This is a genomic window from Synechococcus sp. LA31 (assembly GCF_018502385.1).
Taxonomy (GTDB): domain Bacteria; phylum Cyanobacteriota; class Cyanobacteriia; order PCC-6307; family Cyanobiaceae; genus Vulcanococcus.
The window spans coordinates 1,235,923-1,252,955 of record NZ_CP075523.1 but is presented as its reverse complement, the minus strand read 5'-3'; the positions used below and the strand labels follow the sequence as shown (position 1 = coordinate 1,252,955).

At 57.9% G+C, this 17,033-nt stretch carries 19 protein-coding genes and 1 pseudogene; 11 read left to right on the top strand and 9 right to left on the bottom strand.

What is annotated here, in order from left to right:
• The first annotated feature begins 125 nt into the window (after positions 1-125).
• Complete coding sequence (locus KJJ24_RS06795) at positions 126-680, top strand: hypothetical protein (protein ID WP_214342865.1); 555 nt, start codon at positions 126-128, stop codon at positions 678-680.
• Between the two features lie 348 nt (positions 681-1,028).
• Here KJJ24_RS06795 and KJJ24_RS14940 read toward each other — a convergent pair.
• Positions 1,029-2,098: pseudogene (locus tag KJJ24_RS14940) on the bottom strand (ISAs1 family transposase).
• Positions 2,099-2,332: 234 nt separating this feature from the next.
• On the opposite strand from KJJ24_RS14940, the gene KJJ24_RS06780 reads away from it, so the two are divergent.
• Both KJJ24_RS06780 and KJJ24_RS06775 read left to right on the top strand, forming a co-directional pair.
• Positions 2,333-2,863, top strand: a complete 531-nt coding sequence (locus KJJ24_RS06780) for a hypothetical protein (RefSeq protein ID WP_214342862.1) — start codon at positions 2,333-2,335, stop codon at positions 2,861-2,863.
• Positions 2,864-3,263: 400 nt separating this feature from the next.
• Positions 3,264-3,812 carry a hypothetical protein gene (locus tag KJJ24_RS06775; RefSeq protein ID WP_214342859.1) on the top strand — a complete coding sequence of 183 codons (549 nt, stop codon included), beginning with the start codon at positions 3,264-3,266 and terminating at the stop codon, positions 3,810-3,812.
• 264 nt (positions 3,813-4,076) lie between these two features.
• Here the strand turns inward: KJJ24_RS06775 and KJJ24_RS06770 are convergent, their stop codons facing one another.
• The 4 genes from KJJ24_RS06770 to KJJ24_RS15150 form a co-directional block, all read right to left on the bottom strand.
• Positions 4,077-5,060 (bottom strand): carbamoyl-phosphate synthase L chain, encoded by a 984-nt coding sequence (locus KJJ24_RS06770; protein WP_214342856.1) that lies wholly within the window; start codon positions 5,058-5,060, stop codon positions 4,077-4,079.
• 262 nt (positions 5,061-5,322) lie between these two features.
• Entirely contained in the window at positions 5,323-6,894 is a 1,572-nt protein-coding gene (crtH, locus tag KJJ24_RS06765; RefSeq protein ID WP_214342853.1) for a carotenoid isomerase, read from the bottom strand.
• A 44-nt stretch (positions 6,895-6,938) separates the two neighbouring features.
• The gene (locus tag KJJ24_RS06760) at positions 6,939-7,187 is read right to left on the bottom strand and encodes a hypothetical protein (RefSeq protein ID WP_214342850.1); all 249 of its coding nucleotides are present in this window, start codon (positions 7,185-7,187) and stop codon (positions 6,939-6,941) included.
• 447 nt (positions 7,188-7,634) lie between these two features.
• Positions 7,635-7,769 (bottom strand): FAD-binding protein, encoded by a 135-nt coding sequence (locus KJJ24_RS15150; RefSeq protein WP_371811791.1) that lies wholly within the window; start codon positions 7,767-7,769, stop codon positions 7,635-7,637.
• Between the two features lie 231 nt (positions 7,770-8,000).
• On the opposite strand from KJJ24_RS15150, the gene KJJ24_RS06750 reads away from it, so the two are divergent.
• From KJJ24_RS06750 to KJJ24_RS06740, 3 genes are all read left to right on the top strand, one after another.
• Entirely contained in the window at positions 8,001-10,331 is a 2,331-nt protein-coding gene (locus KJJ24_RS06750) for a tyrosinase family protein (RefSeq protein WP_214342847.1), read from the top strand.
• 44 nt (positions 10,332-10,375) lie between these two features.
• Positions 10,376-10,930, top strand: coding sequence for a cupin domain-containing protein (locus tag KJJ24_RS06745; RefSeq protein ID WP_214342844.1), 555 nt, complete (start codon positions 10,376-10,378; stop codon positions 10,928-10,930).
• Between the two features lie 184 nt (positions 10,931-11,114).
• Entirely contained in the window at positions 11,115-11,678 is a 564-nt protein-coding gene (locus tag KJJ24_RS06740; RefSeq protein ID WP_214342841.1) for a cupin domain-containing protein, read from the top strand.
• Between the two features lie 42 nt (positions 11,679-11,720).
• Here KJJ24_RS06740 and KJJ24_RS06735 read toward each other — a convergent pair whose 3' ends face one another.
• On the bottom strand, positions 11,721-12,068 hold the full coding sequence (locus tag KJJ24_RS06735; RefSeq protein ID WP_214342838.1) for a hypothetical protein: 348 nt from the start codon (positions 12,066-12,068) through the stop codon (positions 11,721-11,723).
• 168 nt (positions 12,069-12,236) lie between these two features.
• On the bottom strand, positions 12,237-13,175 hold the full coding sequence (locus KJJ24_RS06730) for a cation transporter (protein ID WP_214342835.1): 939 nt from the start codon (positions 13,173-13,175) through the stop codon (positions 12,237-12,239).
• A gap of 105 nt (positions 13,176-13,280) precedes the next feature.
• Between KJJ24_RS06730 and KJJ24_RS06725 the strand changes: the two genes are divergently transcribed.
• On the top strand, positions 13,281-13,550 hold the full coding sequence (locus tag KJJ24_RS06725) for a ribbon-helix-helix protein, CopG family (RefSeq protein WP_214342832.1): 270 nt from the start codon (positions 13,281-13,283) through the stop codon (positions 13,548-13,550).
• A complete protein-coding gene (locus tag KJJ24_RS06720) occupies positions 13,541-13,894 on the top strand; it encodes a type II toxin-antitoxin system PemK/MazF family toxin (RefSeq protein WP_214342829.1) in 354 nt (117 codons plus the stop codon). Before KJJ24_RS06725 ends, KJJ24_RS06720 begins: the two co-directional genes overlap by 10 nt.
• On the opposite strand, the gene trmFO is transcribed toward KJJ24_RS06720, so the two are convergent.
• Entirely contained in the window at positions 13,848-15,242 is a 1,395-nt protein-coding gene (gene trmFO / locus KJJ24_RS06715) for an FADH(2)-oxidizing methylenetetrahydrofolate--tRNA-(uracil(54)-C(5))-methyltransferase TrmFO (RefSeq protein WP_214342826.1), read from the bottom strand. The genes KJJ24_RS06720 and trmFO overlap by 47 nt on opposite strands.
• A 9-nt stretch (positions 15,243-15,251) precedes the next feature.
• The gene (locus KJJ24_RS06710) at positions 15,252-15,467 is read right to left on the bottom strand and encodes a hypothetical protein (RefSeq protein ID WP_214342824.1); all 216 of its coding nucleotides are present in this window, start codon (positions 15,465-15,467) and stop codon (positions 15,252-15,254) included.
• Between the two features lie 3 nt (positions 15,468-15,470).
• Here KJJ24_RS06710 and KJJ24_RS06705 point away from each other — a divergent pair, with 3 nt between their 5' ends.
• The 3 genes from KJJ24_RS06705 to KJJ24_RS06695 are packed head-to-tail and all read left to right on the top strand — an operon-like array spanning position 15,471 to position 17,013.
• Positions 15,471-15,701, top strand: coding sequence for a hypothetical protein (locus KJJ24_RS06705; protein WP_214342822.1), 231 nt, complete (start codon positions 15,471-15,473; stop codon positions 15,699-15,701).
• 14 nt (positions 15,702-15,715) lie between these two features.
• Positions 15,716-16,219, top strand: coding sequence for a hypothetical protein (locus KJJ24_RS06700; RefSeq protein WP_250544967.1), 504 nt, complete (start codon positions 15,716-15,718; stop codon positions 16,217-16,219).
• Positions 16,216-17,013, top strand: coding sequence for a hypothetical protein (locus KJJ24_RS06695; RefSeq protein WP_214342821.1), 798 nt, complete (start codon positions 16,216-16,218; stop codon positions 17,011-17,013). Before KJJ24_RS06700 ends, KJJ24_RS06695 begins: the two co-directional genes overlap by 4 nt.
• The last annotated feature ends 20 nt before the right edge of the window (positions 17,014-17,033 follow it).

The following is a 17,033-nucleotide window of genomic DNA, read 5'->3' as shown; positions in this document are numbered from 1 at the left end:
AAACTAATCACCAGATTGTAAATACAATCAAGCGCACAGAGGCATATTAAGATCATAGAATGAAAAGCTTTTGACTTGACTTGTCGACTCTTCCCTGCTAGAAGAGTTAAACTTGCACTATCAAGTTGGTACTGCCCACCAGGGTCAACATTATCAACAACTCTAGCGATCGGATTAAGGTCAAGATCGATAAGGATCGTGACCGCAAGCTCGATGAAATCATCAATATTGAACCCGGTGGCAGACTTGACGGCATCGAGGGGTCAGTCGAGGGATCGGGCAGATATGATGTAATTGTTGATCTCATAACCAACCCTGGCGGTCCTGACAACAATACTAGGCTTGGTGGCTTTAAATTCGACAATCCGTCTCTTGGATATCCCAATGTAAGATCCGACGAATTCACGACCCTCACATACGACGTGTTGAGAATAGGCGATAGAAAGCAGTATTTATTTTCTTTGACCAGAGAAATCGACCGAGAATTTCGTAATAGGACACACTGGGGTATGCTTGACCGAGGACTCTTGGACAATTCCAAGTCATTTGACGTTCAAGAGATAGTACTTGTAAATTCCGCTCCAAAGCCATCGTTTACCATCGAATCATTCTTTAATGACTCGGAAGCAGGGGCAAAAGTTTGGGATCTCCGCATAAATAGCGACAATTTCACGCTTTAGTCACTTTACCCAACGGTGGTTCAGAGAAGCATAGGTTTCATTCCCGCCGCACAACGACCCTCAAGTACCCATGGCCTGGGGGTTTTGTTGTCTCACCACTGCGGCGGCACCCGTCGCCAGCCCTGCCGGATCAGATTCAGACAAATTGGTCGGCAGCGGCTACCCCCTAATCGGGTTGTTGGTTGCGTTTTGTCGCCAGGCCATTCAGTAGTCGTAGCCAGCCGAGCTACTGCACCGTACTGCGTTGCGGCAAGACCATCTGGCTCCACAGGATCATACTAATCACCAGACAGTAAATACAATCAAGCGAACAGAGGCATAGTCAGACCACAGGGCTGATTCAAAGTTTCATGCTGGCCTTTGCCGTGGTTGCCGCGTCGCCATCGCCAGCAGTGCCGTGATGTCATGCATCACTGCCTGCAGACCCTCCCGGATCGAGTCGAAACCGGCTAAGCGCAGCAGGTTGAGGCCAGCGGTGCGCAGCGCTGCTATCACGCCGGCACCGTTGCCGCGGTAACGATGGTCGTCCTCATGCAGCTGGGTGTCACGAATCCAGTGCCAGCTCTCGATACTCCAGCGCTCTCTCACCAGTCGCAGCAGTGCATCTGGGGTGGTGCGCAGGCTGGTGATGAACCGGTGCGTCGCCTTGAACGGCTTGCCATCACGGATCCCGGTAGCGATCACCTCGGCAATCCAGCTGGTGCCATGCCAGTTGGCCTTGATGTGCTCCGGAGCTTCTTTCGCCCTCAACGTCCAGCGGATGTCACGGCCATGGCCGATCTCGTGATCGGTTGCCATGAAGGGGATCTTGCGCTTTCCAAGCAGCTGATCGGCGATCTGCCGGTAGAGCTTCTTTTGGTTGGCCTTGACCGTCAGGAGGAAGTCGGCCCCCTGCTCCTTGAGTTGTCGAAAAACGCTTGCTGCGTGTGGAGCGCATCCGCCTGGATCAGCACGCCCTCAAGGTCGAGCTCCCCGAGCAGCTTCTGGAGCACGGCGCGCTCGTGATCCTCTCCAGTGGCGTAGCAGGCCTGAGCGATCGCCATACCCAAGGCTGCCGAGTAAAGCGTCACCTGGGCGATGAACGCAGAACCGCCACCACTGGTGGGCTCAATCGAGCCCCGGAGGGTCTTGCCGTCACAGATCAACTGATCGAGATCGCCTGCCCCACCTGGGATCTGGGCGATGGTCCAATCCCGGATGGCGGCGCAGACGGCAGCCACGTCCACCTGCAGGAAGAAGTAGCGGAAGGCGGAATCGGAGGGAGGACGCTTGAGCTCAAGGCCAAGGGCCTCGTTCAGCACGGCGTGGTGGCGTCGGGCAAAGCGCTCCAGATCGCGCAGGCTCTCGCATTTGCTCAGGATGCCGAGCACCGCTACCAGCAGCAAATACCAGGCCGGGATGCGAACCCCTCGACGCATCCGGGCATCAGGGATCGCCTTGAGGAAGCTGATCAGGTCGAGATCGGTTGCGGCAGAAACGCTTTGGGGCACTGAGAGGGGGCAATCCCACCGACCTCAACCCATGCTTGCAGCCCCGCCAAGACAGCCTGTGACACACTTTGAATCAACCCTGAGTCAGACCATAGAATGAAAGGCTTTTAACTTGACTTATCGACTCTTTGCTGCTAGAATAGGTCAAGTCGCATAATCAAGTTGGTATTGCCCACCAGGGTCAACATCATCAACGATTCAAGTGAGCGGATCAAGCTCAGGATCGACAATGATCGTGATCGAAAATACGATGATATCATCAATATTGAACCCGGCGGCAGGCTTGACGGCATCGAGGGGTCAGTCGATGGATCTGGATGGGATGTAGTTGTTGATCTCGTAACCAACCCTGACGGTCCCGATAACAATACTCGGCTTGGTGGCTTTAAATTCGACAATCCGTTTATAGATTATCCCAAAGTAAAATCTAATGATTTTACGAGCCTCTTTGAAGTTCCTAGTGATTATGAATTGCGCTACATACGTGTCCGAAGCGAATCTTATCCCAAGAAATACTGGGGCAAGCTCGACAGCAGCCTTTTGAATAAGAAATTATCTGTAGGTGCTCAGCAAGCATTGCTTATTAATTCTGCGCCAAAACCAACATTTACCATAGAATCATTCTTTAATGACTCGGAAGCAGGGGCAAAAGTTTGGGATCTCCGCATAAATAGCGACAATTTCACACTGTAGTCGCTTCTCCCAAAGGTGGTTCAGAGAAGCCAAGGTTTCATTTCCGCCGCCCAACGACCCTCAGGTTCCCATTGTCTGAGGGTTTCGTTGTGTCATCACTGCGGGGACACCCGTTTCCACCTCTGCCAGATCAGGTTCCAACAAATTGTTCGGCAGCGGCTACCCCCTAATCGGGTTGTTGGTTGCGTTTTGTCGCCAGGCCATTCAGTAGCCGTAGCCAGCCGAGCTGCTGCACCGTAGTGCGTTGCGGCAAGACCATCTGGCTCCTCAGGATCATACTAATCACCAGACAGTAATTACAATCAAGCGAACAGAGGCATAGTCAGACCATAGAATGAAAAGCTTTTAGCTTGACTTATTGACTCTTTGCTGCTAGAATAGGTCAAGTTGCATAATCAAGTTGGTATTGCCCACCAGGGTCAACATCATCAACGACTCTAGCGATCGGATTAAGGTCAAGATCGATAATGATCGTGACAACAAGCCCGATGAAAACATCAATATTGAACCCGGCGGCAGATTTGACGGCATCGAGGGGTCGTTATGGTGGAAATCTGATGTCATTGTTGATGTCATCATCAACCCGGCCGGGCCCGATAACAATACTGGGCTTGGTGGCTTTAAATTTGATAATCCGTCTATTGGGTGGCCCAATGCAAAGTCCGACCAATTCACGACCCTCAGACAAGATGTCGTGAGAATAGACCAGAAAAATCAGAGTATATTTTATTTGGTCAATAATTTTGACCGAAAATTTGATAGGAGGACGTACTGGGGCATGCTCGACGGAGGTCTATTGGACAATTCCTTGACATTCGGTGCTCAACTCAAAGTGCTTGTAAATACCGCGCAGAAGCCAACGTTTACCGTCGATGCATTCTATAATGACGATGAAGTAGGGGCAAAGGTTTGGGACCTCCGCGTAAATAGCGACAATTTCACTCTGTAGTCGCTTTTCCCAAAGGTTGATCCGATAAGCCAAGGATCCACTCCCACGGACCAACGACCCTTGGGAAGCCTTTGGATAACCCCAATGACAAGTCTTTAACGGTTAATAATGATGCCAGGGATTGGAGGCTGACTGATGGTATTATTTGGTTTATTGATGAAATAAAAATCTACTGCGGTTGCTGGGGCTTTGCTGTTGGTGGCCTGAGGATGTGCGATGTACGCGGCTGTATGCAGGGAGGGTTAAGAACACCAGAATTGCAAATTAAAAAGGCCAGCAAAATAAATCAGTCAAGCAAGGCCCGCCGTCGTGCACCCGCACATCCCTATTGTTTGGAGTTGATGTTAGGGCGTTAATGGTATTGTTCGTCTTGGTTTGTTCTTTGCCGGGACTGCTATATGTATTGAATCGCCACTTGATATCAGCGGAGAAGCGAGTGTCAAAGGAGGCATCGTAAGAAAGATTGGCGCCAATAGAGACCTCATTATTGATGGTGTAAGCCAGGCGTCCCAGGATGCCGACATTGTCTACTTCTGGATTGCCGTCATCATCTAAATCGCCATTTTGGTAATAGCCGCCAAGAGATGCTGTGAGGTCGCGGGTGATGTTGTAGCCCGCATCAATGCCAATGGTTGTGAGTGCGCCACCTTTGTAGGCGCTGTTGAGCTGATAGTCATCTTCTCCCACGGGGATCAGTCCATAGGCATTGAAGCGCCACTTCTCGCTGACTGCTTCTGCGTTGACAGCAGCTTGCTGGAAGAAAGCCGTGCGTGAGGCGTAGACAGGGATACCTGTATCCGCAGGACCTGTGCTCATCGGTCGGGTGTCATAGCCCGCATTGATGCCATACATCCAAGTACGGTCGCCATTGAGCCAGCGATAGCCAAGGCGGGATGAGGTGGAGATGGTGGTGCCAGCAACGGTGGTGTTGATGATGCTGGAGTAGTTGTTGATGTCAGCGAAGTTGACATTCGCCTGCACATCAGCGAAGAACACACTGTTGTCTCCCACCACCAGCGGTAGAAAGCCGCCAATGCCTGCCTCATTTGGGGTGCCAGCTGCTTGGGTCTGCCCTTGAACGCCAACCTGCGGCTTGACCACATCCTTGAGGCTGATGCTCATCACCCCAAGGTCGTCGGCTGAGCCCTGAGCCACCTCAATGGGCTTGGCATTCGCCTGAGGGATAGATGCCAGTGCCAGAGCTGCAGCACCAGAGAGCGACAGGCTTCTACGGATGGACTGCTGCACACCATTGACTGACTACTGAGCAGCATCTTCCAGCACAAGCACTGCGTTGCAGCGGTTCAAAGGTCAGCTTGTGATGCGGGAGCGCCTTGTAGAACCAGTTAGCCACTCCCCCAAGCCTTCTTCCGCCGCCCTGCCGAGCTGGTTGTCCAGAGCTTCCCTAGAGCACTTCAGCTTTTGGCAACTTTCAGTTATGCCCATCTCGCTCGCGAGGGGATGAATCCTGCATCTTTGGGGACGAAATGGTGCGACTCAGGTGCTCAAGTCAAGCCGGTAATGACCACGCATTCAGCCCCAGATCAGCGCCAATGCGATGCGCACAGGCAAAACCACTGAAGGCCACGGCATTGAGCCCCTGGCCGGGGAAGCAGGAATCACCCACGCAATAGAGGTGGTTCACGCCGGTGCGGTTGAACGGCATCGGAAGTAGGCCGGGTAGCCGCAGTGCCGGGATCGGGCCGTAGCTGCCGCCCATGCGGCCGAGGAAACGGCGGTGGGTGCGTGGGGTTCCGATCTCTTGGTGGCGGATGGCGGCGCCGAGGCCCGGCAGGATTGCCTCCAGCCGCTGCACCAGCCGCGCGGCATCGGCGCTTTTCTTGGCTTTGTAATCCGCGGGGCTGAGTTTGTTCCAGGCCTGAATGTCGCTGGGGGTAAAGGTGTGCACGATGTGCCGGCCTTCTGGCGCCAAGGAGGGATCAAGCAGCGTGGGGATCGACACGAAAATCACGCCCTGCTCGCTCTCCATCTCGCCCCAGTCTTCAAGCAGCAAGTGGTGGCAGTGGAAGCCTTCGGGGATCAGAGAGGCCTCCACGCCCAAGTGCAGCGAGAGGAAGGAGGGGGAGGGCTTGTAGCGGCGGCGCCAGGTGGTTTCGGCTTTGGGGGTGTGGGCCGCATCCACCAACGCCGCGCTTCTGGGGCGCTGCACATCGGTGCTTTCCTGCGGGGTTTCAAATGTGTCCCAGCGGGTGGCGTTGCTCACCACACGGCGGGCGCGGATTTCCTCTCCATTGGCCAACCGCACGCCCACGGCCTTGCCGTTCTCGATCAACACCTTGGTCACGCGTGCTTTGTAGCGGATCTCGCCGCCATGGCTCTCCAGCCCTGCCACCAGCTTCTCGGCGATCACCCCAACGCCTCCCTTGGGGTAGTTGATGCCGCCGGCATGGCGATCGGAGAACACCATGCCCGCATTGATCATCGGGGTGAGGTCTGCCGGCATCACGCTCCAGCAGAAGCACTCCATATCGATCAGTTTGAGCAGCTGTTCGTCTTGGATGTGTTGGCGGGCCACATCGCCCACGTTGAAGGGCAGCCAGCGGGCTAAGCCCAGGCACGCCAATGGCGCCTTGAAAAACACCTTCGCAAGGTAGGCCGGATCCTCCAGCGAGAGCAGCGGCATCGCATCGAGGCAGTTGAACACCTGCCAACAGGTGTCGTAGAAGGCGCGGATGCCCTTGGCCTCGTGGGGGAAGAGGGCCGAGAGCCTGTGGATAAAGGCCTCGTAGTCGCGATCGACCGCCACGTTGAGACCGCCGGGCAGGTGGTATTCGAGCTGGGCCGGATCGGGCACCGTGTCGCAGTGCTGGCCCACATCGGCCAGTGCGCGGGTGAGCAGGTTGGTGTGGCCCTTCTCTCCGAACCCGAAGATCATTGAGGCGCCTACATCAAAGGTGTAGCCCTCGCGGCGGAAGCTGCCTCCTGAGCCCCCCGGGATCAGATAGCGCTCCAGCACCAGCGTTTTCGCGCCCTTTGCCGCCAGCTGTGAGGCGGTCACCAGCCCGCCGATGCCCGAGCCAATCACGATCACGTCCCAGGTGGTGGCGGGGCTGGTGGTCACCGAGCTGTTCAGGCGGATGGGGCTGACCCTAGGAGCTGGGTTGGTCAGGGAATGACACTGTTCAGTTCCGCTGGGGTGCCGGGTTGATCAGGCGCGTTGCCTCCTTCGCGGATCGATAACAGTCCGCCGACAAGCCCCAGCAGTGCCACCAGGGCCAGAACCATCAGCCGACGCCGCTTGAAGCGTGCGTGAAGGTCGAGGAGCATCTGGACCTGCTCCAGCGGCAACTGGGCGAGGCGACAGAGGCGCACCACGCGGCTGCGGAGCAGAGCCTGAGCCCATCCAGGCGCCATCAGGTTGAGCAGTGAGAGGCTTGCGGTGGGTTGCAGCCTGGTACCGCTGTCAGCCGGCTGCAGCTGCAGCTCGATTCAGATCGGCAGACGTGATCCCACCTCGCTAGTCCACCAGTGGGCCTGCTCGACCGCCTTCAGGGTGATGGTGCTGTCTGAGGTGTTGTCCTGGTGGTCTTGGATGCGTCAGCGCATGCTTTTGAGCGTTCGCTCCAGCTGCGCCAACAGCTCCTTGCAGGAACGTGGGTCGAGCAGGGTGAGCGATCGTTCAGCAATTCGTGTCATCGCTGGCTCAAGAGGGCATGACCCAGAAGCACGATCGCGTATTGGTTCGGCTGGTGGCGATTTTGGCTACTCGTGGGGTACGAGGGGCGTGAGCTGAGCGGTGAAGGCTTCGTTGACGCGCCCCACCGCCATGTTCAGCACATCCGAGAGGTGATACTCCAGCAGTTACGGATCAGGCACCGTGACGGAGTTCTGCTCCGCATTGGCCAGGGTGCGGGTGAGCACCGGGGTTTTCGCCCCCTTGGCAGCCAGCTGCGAGGCGGTGACCAGGCCGCCGATGCCGGAGCCGATCACGATCACGTCTTAGGTGGGGGCGGGGCTGGTGGTCACTGGAGTTTGCTTGTTGCGCCTATGACCCTGAGAGCCGGGCGAGCTGCATCCCAACGGCCTCACCCAGTCCAGATTTTTTGCGCGTTGCCATTTCGTCCCCGCGGATAACCGATTCGTCACCTGGCTAGGCAAATAGACTTACATGGGCTGTGCGCTTATTTGGTTGCGGTGCTATGAACAACTTGAAAGTCGTTCAAAACCATGAGGTTTCGGAAGCTCCTTCGCGAATTCAGCGACGCAAAGAGTCTCGAGTCTGGATCGCGGCAGCACGTTCGCTACAACGCTTTCACTGAAGAGGGCGCGGAATCAATTCGCCTTTATGAGAAGGCGGTTGGGATCATGAAGGCAAACTCCGCTGTTGATCAAGCGGACCCCTACGGATGGTTATATCAGGCGGGTATTCATGGCACGTTCTGGAACACCATGGACCAATTAACCTCGTTGGCAAGCGAACGAGGATTTGGTACTCCAGAGCAGATTCAATTCGGCGATACTGTTCTCAACAACTGCACGCATTATGCTGGGTTGTGGAATGAAGTAGTGCGCTACAGCCAAGAAGGTTCAACAGACGCGATCGCTGGTGATATCACAATCAACTTCTTACCTTGGCATAGGCTTTATTTGCAGAGCTTTGAGTCTGTCGTGCGGCAGGTTCTCAAAGAGTCTGGAGAGCCTGGAGCTGACAACTGGGCTCTACCATATTGGGACTATACCGTTAAGGGGCAAGATGGGATCCCAAATCAGTTCCTGAATCCAGATTCGTCGTTGTGGGAGAAGAGCCGCAGTCTTCGAATGGCGGCTGGTGAATCATTGTCGGATCTGCTCCAGCCAACTGCAACTCTGGCTTTGGGTGCTGATTTGGTTGGCACTGAGCCTGAATCAATCTTTGATTTCCAGAAGCTTGGCCGGGAAAAAGCGCAAGATCAAACTCTTTTTGGTGCATTCTCGACCTATACAGAGCAGGATCCTCATAACAATATGCATGATGCTGTCGGAGGTATTGCTGATTATCAGTGGCAGCGTGATGTTCTTTGGGATTACACCACAGCGTATGCTCAGGACGATGGCGTTACTTTATGGGGCCGCAACTCATCAGAACCTGACAATGGTCTGCAGGCAGCAAGACAAGATCCTGCTAATGCAGGAGTGTTTGGTAATAATCCCACTGTAGGTCCTGGCCTCATCGGTTTCGTTCCAACAGCAGCCCGTGAGCCCCTGTTCTGGCTTCATCACGCTTATATCGATAAAATCTGGAGCGAGTGGAATGCGTCTGAGAACGCATCTTACCTATTCGCAGAGAATCTGAATCAGTCTCCCTGGAATTATTCATTCTTTACTCCCGGTGCCGATGGATCGCCGCAGTTAACCACCTATTCCGACTGGGGTGATGGCAGCGATCGGGTGATTGCCAATGTCTATAATCCCGATTATTCTTATGACAAGCTGAATAACATCGCCAAGAGAGGTAGCCCGAATCCTGTTCTTGCGCTGCTTGACCAACCTCGATACCAGCCCGCGCTGGACACGACAGAGATTCATAAAAGTGTGACAGATCTGGCTTATCAGTCGATTGTGCTTGGCCCGAACCAGCCGATCATGGCGAGAGATGTTCTGCGCCTGCGTGATTTAGGAATCAGTCTGACGATGGAACTCAATTACTCCGTTCCCATGAGCGCTGCTCAGAATATTGCCGTGCTCGTTGGTGATGGCGATTTCCTTAATACCAATCGGGATCAAATCAGTGGCCTATGGCAAACCTGGGAGCCTGGTACTCCCGAAGGTAATGGTCAGGCCTTCACTGACCCCGCATGGGGCAGCATCTATGACAAGCGTGGAGGAGCTTTTGCTCCCACGAATCTATCCAATTTTGCAGTTGGAACAGTGAATTTGCTGCCGATGTCTGGGGGGGCTCCCATGGAGATGTCGGGGCATTCATCGATGGATGCTCATGGTATGCAAGGGCAACTGACTGTTGATCTCAGTGATTCTATTTACCGCCAGTCTGAATTCAATCTAATTAGTCCCGGTTCTGAAGTTGCCATCATGTTGGCGGCATCTGATCCATCTTCGATCGAGAACAGTAAGACACACATTCACAGCGCAACAGTCTCGTTGCATCATTCTCTCCAGTCTGAAGATGGTAAGAAAGATCCATTGACAGGGTCAGACTTTGATGCTGCCGCATATTTTGCAGAGCATCCTGATCTTCTTTACAATGCCAAGGCCTTGCGTAACCCTGAGCGTTACTACGAGACCAAGGGGAAGAAGCTGGGCCATGATCGCCCCAAGTTCAACCAACGCGCGAAGGAAGTTGGCCGCGATTACCTGGCTGCCAATCCCGACCTTGTGGAGCAGCTTGGTACATCACCGTATAAGGCGATTCGTCATTACCTCAAGCATGGTTTAGCTGAAGGTAGAAGCCTCTCTGGCGGCATTGCTATGTCCAGTGCTCATGATGGAATGCATACTCGTGACTCATTGCATCTTGCTCATGAATGCTGCAGTGGTGATTCGCTGCTTCCCATCGCATAGTTTCTCGTCCCATTTCTCGTCCCATTTCTGGCTCTCGAATGTCCATGAATCTTTCGGCTCTTTCTCAAGACTTCAATCGTCGTGATTTAAAAACTATACGGCGCCTTGCTCGCGCAAAGCCCGTACGAACAGATTTGATTACTGGCCTGTTCGATCGCGCAACTGATCAGTATTACGACGAAAACCCCGATGCTGAACCCTTTGCATGGGTTGATCCAACGACAACGGTTAACGGGCGGTCATTGCCAGGCAAACTCCTCCCATTCACGAAGACCGTTTCCGTTGTTGACGACGTGATTGATGGTCGCAATGTTGCCGTCAATCTCGGGACCCGTGAGGCAGGAACGAGAGTGGCGATTCATGTTCACGAAGTTGGCGGGAGCGTTGCTTTCATCATTGGTGGCAAGGGCAAGCTGAAAACTTGGACGGAAGGTTTGGATGATGGTCTCGTCTCCAAAGGTGGTTTTTACTACTCCCCGAATAATATTCCCATCTCGGCCGCGAATCTCACGAATCGCGGAGTGCGCGTGCTTGACATCCTTGTCACGCCTGTTGATGTGCCTCAGTACACAGTGCTTGAGCCTGGCTGGCCTGGTTGATTGGAGCCTTGTGGGGGGATCGTCGTTGGGCGGCGCTTGATTGCTCTAGGTACTCATGCCCCTTCACATTTGTGTGCCGATTTTCTCCTATGCGGATCGACCACTTTTGCGTTTAAGTCTTCTCCTTTTGGCTTGACGGCTGGCTCCATTGTTGTTAATTTCTAGTTAAGTCTGTCTACTTTTAATGGATCATTTCAACGACATCAGCGATCTCAGCAAGAAAAACCAGCGAACGATCAAACGTCTTTGGAAGCAAAAGCCAGTTTTCGTGGATGCCATCACTGGTTTGCATGACGCTATCGAGGGTCGCTTTTATCGCGAACACCCTGATTTCGTCTCTCCAGGCTGGTCAAAGCCAACTTATGAGGTTAACGGTCTTGTGCCGGAGGGTAAACTTGGTACGTATGCCAATCCAAAAGAGCTCCTTCTAGAATCCTTCGGTGATCAAGAGATTCATGTTGAGAAAGGAACTCGTGTGAAGGGTACGCGCACAGGTATTCATGTGCATGAGAGTGGTGGAATTACCTTTGTGATGCGAGGTAAGGGAAGCATTACTGATGCCATTCAGGGTGAACCGAATTCGCGCTTTTCAAAAGGCGAGTTTTACTACATGCCTGCCAATACCCCAATGGCGGCTGCGAACCTTACGGACTACAACGTAACGCTGATGGATCTCTTCATCACTCCCTTGGGCAGTCCCACGATGACAGTGATCGAGCCTGGCTATCCTGGTTACTCGTCGACCTGAGCGAAGGCCTCCAAGGCCAGTGTTTTCTGTCCCCTGAGTTGTTCAAGGAACGACACTCTCCAGCTCGCTCGTGGTGGCGGGTTGATCGGGGCTGTTGTTGCCTTCGCGGATCGACAGGGTGAAGGCCGTCAGGCCGAGTGCCACCAGCATGCCCAGGAATACCAGCCGTTGCCGCTCAGAGCGACCATGCCGGGCGAGAAGCTCCTGCATCTGCTCCTGCGGCAGCTGGCTGAGGCGGCAAAAGCGCACAATACGGCGGCGGAGCAGGCCCTGAGCCGTGCCAGCGGTCATCAGGTTGAGCAGCGAGAGGCTTGCGGTGAGTTGCAGCCTGGTTCCGCTGTCAGCCGGCTGCAGCTGCAGCTCGATCCAGATCGGCAGACGGGAGCCCACGTGGCTGTTCCACCAGTGGCTTGCTCAACCGTTTTGAGGGTTGTGCTGGCCTTGGAGGTCTCGCGAAAGCGCATCCGCTGCAGAGCCTGCTCTAGATCCGTTAACAGCGCCTGGCAGGGGCGGGGATCCAGCAGGGCCAGCTTCAGTTCGGCCCGTCGGGTCATGGGATCAGGGGGTGAATGGCGCCTGCCCCGTGAGGATCACCTCGGTGCGCACGGGGCCCAGCAGCTCGCCGCAGCGCTGATCGATGCGCTCGCGCAGGCGATCGAGCCAGGGGCCATCCACTGGCATGGCGGGGTTGAGGTAGGCCACCACAAAGGTGGTGCGCCCCACTTTCATCACGGTGAGATCGAGCAGCCAGGTGGACATGCCGCTCAGTAGCTCCTGCACCGCCGCTCGGGTGCGCGCGATCAGGGCGGGGTCGCAGGCGGCTCCTGCCGTCTGCCGCAGGGCCCGCCAGAACTGCTGCAACGGCTCGGGCAGCACCACCAGGGCCAGGACCAACACCAACACCGAATCCGCCACCGGCACCAGGGCCCGCAGGGGTGTGGATTCCAACAGGGGTGCGCCGAGCAGCGCCGCCCCAGCCACGCCGCTGATCAGGCCATCGATGCGGGCGGCACGGGCTTCGGTGCGCAACAGTTCGCTGCAGCGGCCGCTGCGACGCCAGTCGTTTTCATGGCGCCAGGCCAGGGCCAGGCAGAGCACCACCATCAAGCCTGCGTAGGCGGCGACGGGGCGCAACTGCACGGCCGCCACCGCCTGGCCGGCTAGGTGGTTCACGATCGTGGTGCCGGCGGTGATCAGGGCCACGCTGAGGATCCCGATCAGCACCAGGGAGCGGAACAGGACATAGAGCGCTTCCTGGCCGTCGTAGCCGTAGGGGTAGGCGCGATCGGGCGGACGCACCACGTTGGCGCCAATCCGAGTGGCGATCCAGCTGGAGGCCGCCATGACGCCGGAATAGAGCCCATCCAGCAGGAGAGCCTCTGAGCCCGATAGGGCGTAGACGCTGATCCCCATCACCGCCATCACCAGGCTGGCGGCCACGCCGATCTGCAATGAGCGCCGTTCGATTTGGCGGGCGCCGGGTGGGGCATGGGTCATGGCTGGAAGGCCTCTGTTCCATCCTTAGCCAGGCATGCGTGGCTGCCACTGCATTGCTTCAGGCAATACGATGTGTATGACATCTCCGATGGCACGCTGTCTGTCATGGCTGCACTCAGCATCCGATTGCCCGTGGAGCTCGAGCGGAAGCTCATGGAAGAAGTCACCCGTACAGGGCAGCCGCGTTCTCAATTCATTCGGGAAGCCCTTGAGACGCTCCTCGCCCAGCGGCAGCGTGAACGCCTCGATGCGCAGCTGCGGGATGCAGTCACAGCCCTGGCCTCTGATCCGCAGGCTCGCCAGGAGGCTTTGGAGCTTGCTGACGACTTCCTGCCGGCTGAGAACGAAGCCTTGGAGGGGCATTGGTGGCGCTGATCCGCCGCGGTGAGGTTTGGGTTGCCCGGCTCAATCCCAATCAGGGCGCTGAGGTGGGCAAAGTTCGCCCTGTTGTGGTGATTCAGGCCGACTTGTTGACCCAGGCCGATCTCCCCACGGTGCTGGTGGTGCCGCTCACCACGCAGATGCGCCGCGGAGCCGAGCTCTTACGTGTGTGGATTCGGGCGCGCGATCGGCTGCTTCGAGACTGTTACGCCATGGCGGAACAACCCCGTGCCCTCGATCGGGCACGGCTGGGAGAGGGGCCTCTCACGACCCTGACAGCCGAGGAACTCATCAAGCTGGAACAGGCTCTGCTGTTGGTGATGGGGCTGCCGTCGTGAATGGCGCCAGATCCGCCAGTGCCCGATCCCGATAAGCGCCATAACGGCGTCGCTTATCGCGAATGCGCTCGGGTAGCTCCGGCAGCAGGCCGAAGTTGGGGGGCATCGGCTGGAATTTTTCGCTCGGGGCTTCGGCGATGAAGTGGGTGAGGGCGCCGATCATCGAGGTGGCCGGCAGCTGCAGCGGCTCCTGGCCGAGAGCCAGCCGCGCGGCGTTGGTGCCCGCTAGCCAGCCGCCAGCCACCGCCGCCGCGTAGCCCTCGGTGCCAGTGATCTGCCCCGCCGCCAGCAGCGTGGGTCGCTGGCGGAATTGCAGCGTGGGATCGAGCAGCTGCGGCGCCTCGAGGAACGTGTTGCGGTGCATCACCCCGAAGCGCACAAATTCGGCGTTCTCCAGGCCGGGGATCATCCTCAGCACGCGTTTCTGTTCTCCCCACTTGAGGTTGGTCTGGAAGCCCACCAGGTTCCAGAGGCGGCCGTCTTTGTCTTCCTGGCGCAGTTGCACCACCGCATAGGCGCGCTTGGCGCGGCGCACATCGCGGTCGTTCACATCGCCCCAGCGCGGATCCCAGAGGCCGATCGGCTTGAGCGGGCCATAGCGCATCGTGTCTTCGCCGCGGCGGGCGAGCTCTTCGATCGGTAGGCAGCCCTCGAAGAAGGTGGCGTTCTCCTTTTCGAAATCCTTGAGTTCGGCCTGCTCTGCAGCCAGCAACGCCTCGCGGAAGGCGAGGAACTGCTCTTTGTCCATCGGGCAGTTGATGTAATCGGCGTCGCCCTTGTCGTAGCGGGAGGCGCGGAAAGCCACGCTCAGATCAATGCTCTCGCCCTCCACGATCGGGCTGGCGGCATCAAAGAAGTGGCAGTCGGCGCGGCCGGTGAAGGCGCGCAGCTGCTCCGCCAGCGGTTCGCTGGTGAGGGGGCCGGTGGCGAGTACGGCGATCGCGCCGGGGCCAGGCAGTGCGGTGTGCTCGCGCCGTTCCACCGTCACCAGTGGGTGCTGCTCAAGCGCTGCGGTGAGGGCGGCGCTGTAGCGGCCGCGGTCCACCGCGAGAGCGCCGCCAGCGGGCACAGCGTGGTGATCGGCGGTGCCGATCACCAGCGACCCGAGCCGCCGCAGCTCCTCCTGCAGCAGGCCGGCGGCGCGGTCGCTGCTGAGCGCCCCGAAGCTGTTGCTGCACACCAACTCGGCGAATTCGCTGCTGTGGTGCGCCGGCGAGCGGCGGATCGGCCGCATCTCCACCAGGCGCACCGGCACGCCGGCGCTGGCGATCTGCCAGGCGGCTTCCGTGCCAGCCAGGCCGGCACCGATCACCAACACCTCAGTGCTTTGGGGGGTTCCGGCCTGCATCGCGCCCGTTCAGCTCACATCCACGACGTTCACCGTGGCATACACGCGATCCCAGATGTGTCCGGGACCGGCCAACAGGATCGTGAAGGCATCCTCTTTGGGCGTCAGGGTGCCGAGCATCTGGTTGTTGGTGAGGATGTCGAAGTCGAGTGTGTCATTGCAGGCGTCGCGGAAGTTGTTGTCAGCGCCGGCGTTGATGATCTCGTCGCCATCCACATAGCTCATGCTGTGGTACGTGGGCTTCCAGTTGCCATCGGCGAGGTAGTTGTTCCAGCGGTTCAGTTGTTTGGTGAAACGCCGGTTGCTGCGGGCAATGGTTTAGGTGGTGTCTTAGACATCCATGGCCTGTTGGCGGATGCGCTCACCGTGATCACGCTGTGTGCGGGCGTCAACAACGCCGCAGCTCAGCGCCATGGCCTTGACGCTGCCGGTGCCCGTGATCAGGTTGCAGGCATCTGATCGGCTTGCCGCGGATGAAGCGATCGTTGCTGTGGTGGCTGGGCGCCGGGCTCGGCGGCGCCTGGCTGGGGTGGAGCCCGGTGCGGGCCGACACCGCGTTGCTCTACAGCCTCAACACCACCTGCCGTCTTGGTAGCGGCCAGCCTCAACCCTGCCAGGTGGAGGCTGTGGAGGAGGGGGATGCCACTGAATACCGCCACCAACTCGCTGACCGCACCATCAGCTACCGCATCCTCGAAGTTCCCTACGTGCGCATCGAGGGGCGCAAGGCCGCCGCGGATCCCTGGAGCAGCGTGCGCAATGCCTGGATCAACTTCAGCACCAACGAGCTCTGCTTCAACGACCGCGCCTTCTGCGTGGTGAATCCCACCTTCCTGGCGGATGTGAAGGCTGAGGCGAGGGGGGCGGCCTTTGACGGGCGAGGCACGGTGGGCCTCGCCTTCGGGCCGGGCGGCCGGGTGGATATCGCCTGTTTTGACAACGGATGCCGTCGACTGCTGGAGGCCATCGGACGATGACGACACGGAATCACGCGATCGCCCTGGGCTTGGGCCTGGCGTTGGTGGTGCAGCCGATGGGGCTGCTGGCGGCCGTGGAGAGTCCCGCAGCGGTGCACATCGCCCGCGGAGGAGGGGCCCGTGGCGGCGGTGGGCGAGCCGGTGCCCGCGGCGGCAGTGGAGCCCGCACTGGCTTTTCCTCCTTCAGCGGGGGCGGTAGCCGCAGCGGACGCTTGGATACCCGCCAGGGCAACCGCACCGCGCGCACCGATGTGCGTCAGGGCAACCGCACGGATCGCACCGACCTGCGCCAGGGCAACCGCAGCAATCGCACGGATACCCGCCAGGGCAACCGCAGCGATCGCGTGAATGATCGCAACCGCACCCGGCGTGAGGCGATCAACACCTGGGATCGCAACCGACCGGCCTGGGTGAACAACAACTGGGCGGTGAATCGCCCCTGGCGCTACGGCTGGTATGGCGGCACCACTTGGAACAGCTGGGGGTGGTGGCCAGGCAGGGCAGCAGCTTGGGGGATCGGCAGCCTGGCCAGCTTTGCCGTGATCAACAGCCTGGTCGAGAGCGCCGTGAGCAATGAGACCACGGTGATCGTGGTGCCCAACTCGTCGTATTCACTCGACTACGGCTCCGTGCAGGTGAGCGGTGACCTGATTACCTTCCAGGCCGACGATGGCTCCAGCTCCTTGACCTTCCGGGCGGACTGTCGAGCCGGCACGCTCAATGGCTATCAGCCACAGAACGCAAGCGAAGCCCAATTGCTCAATGCCGCCTGCCAAGTGGCTTTCGGGCAGTGAGTGTGGCTTTGCGCGTGTGC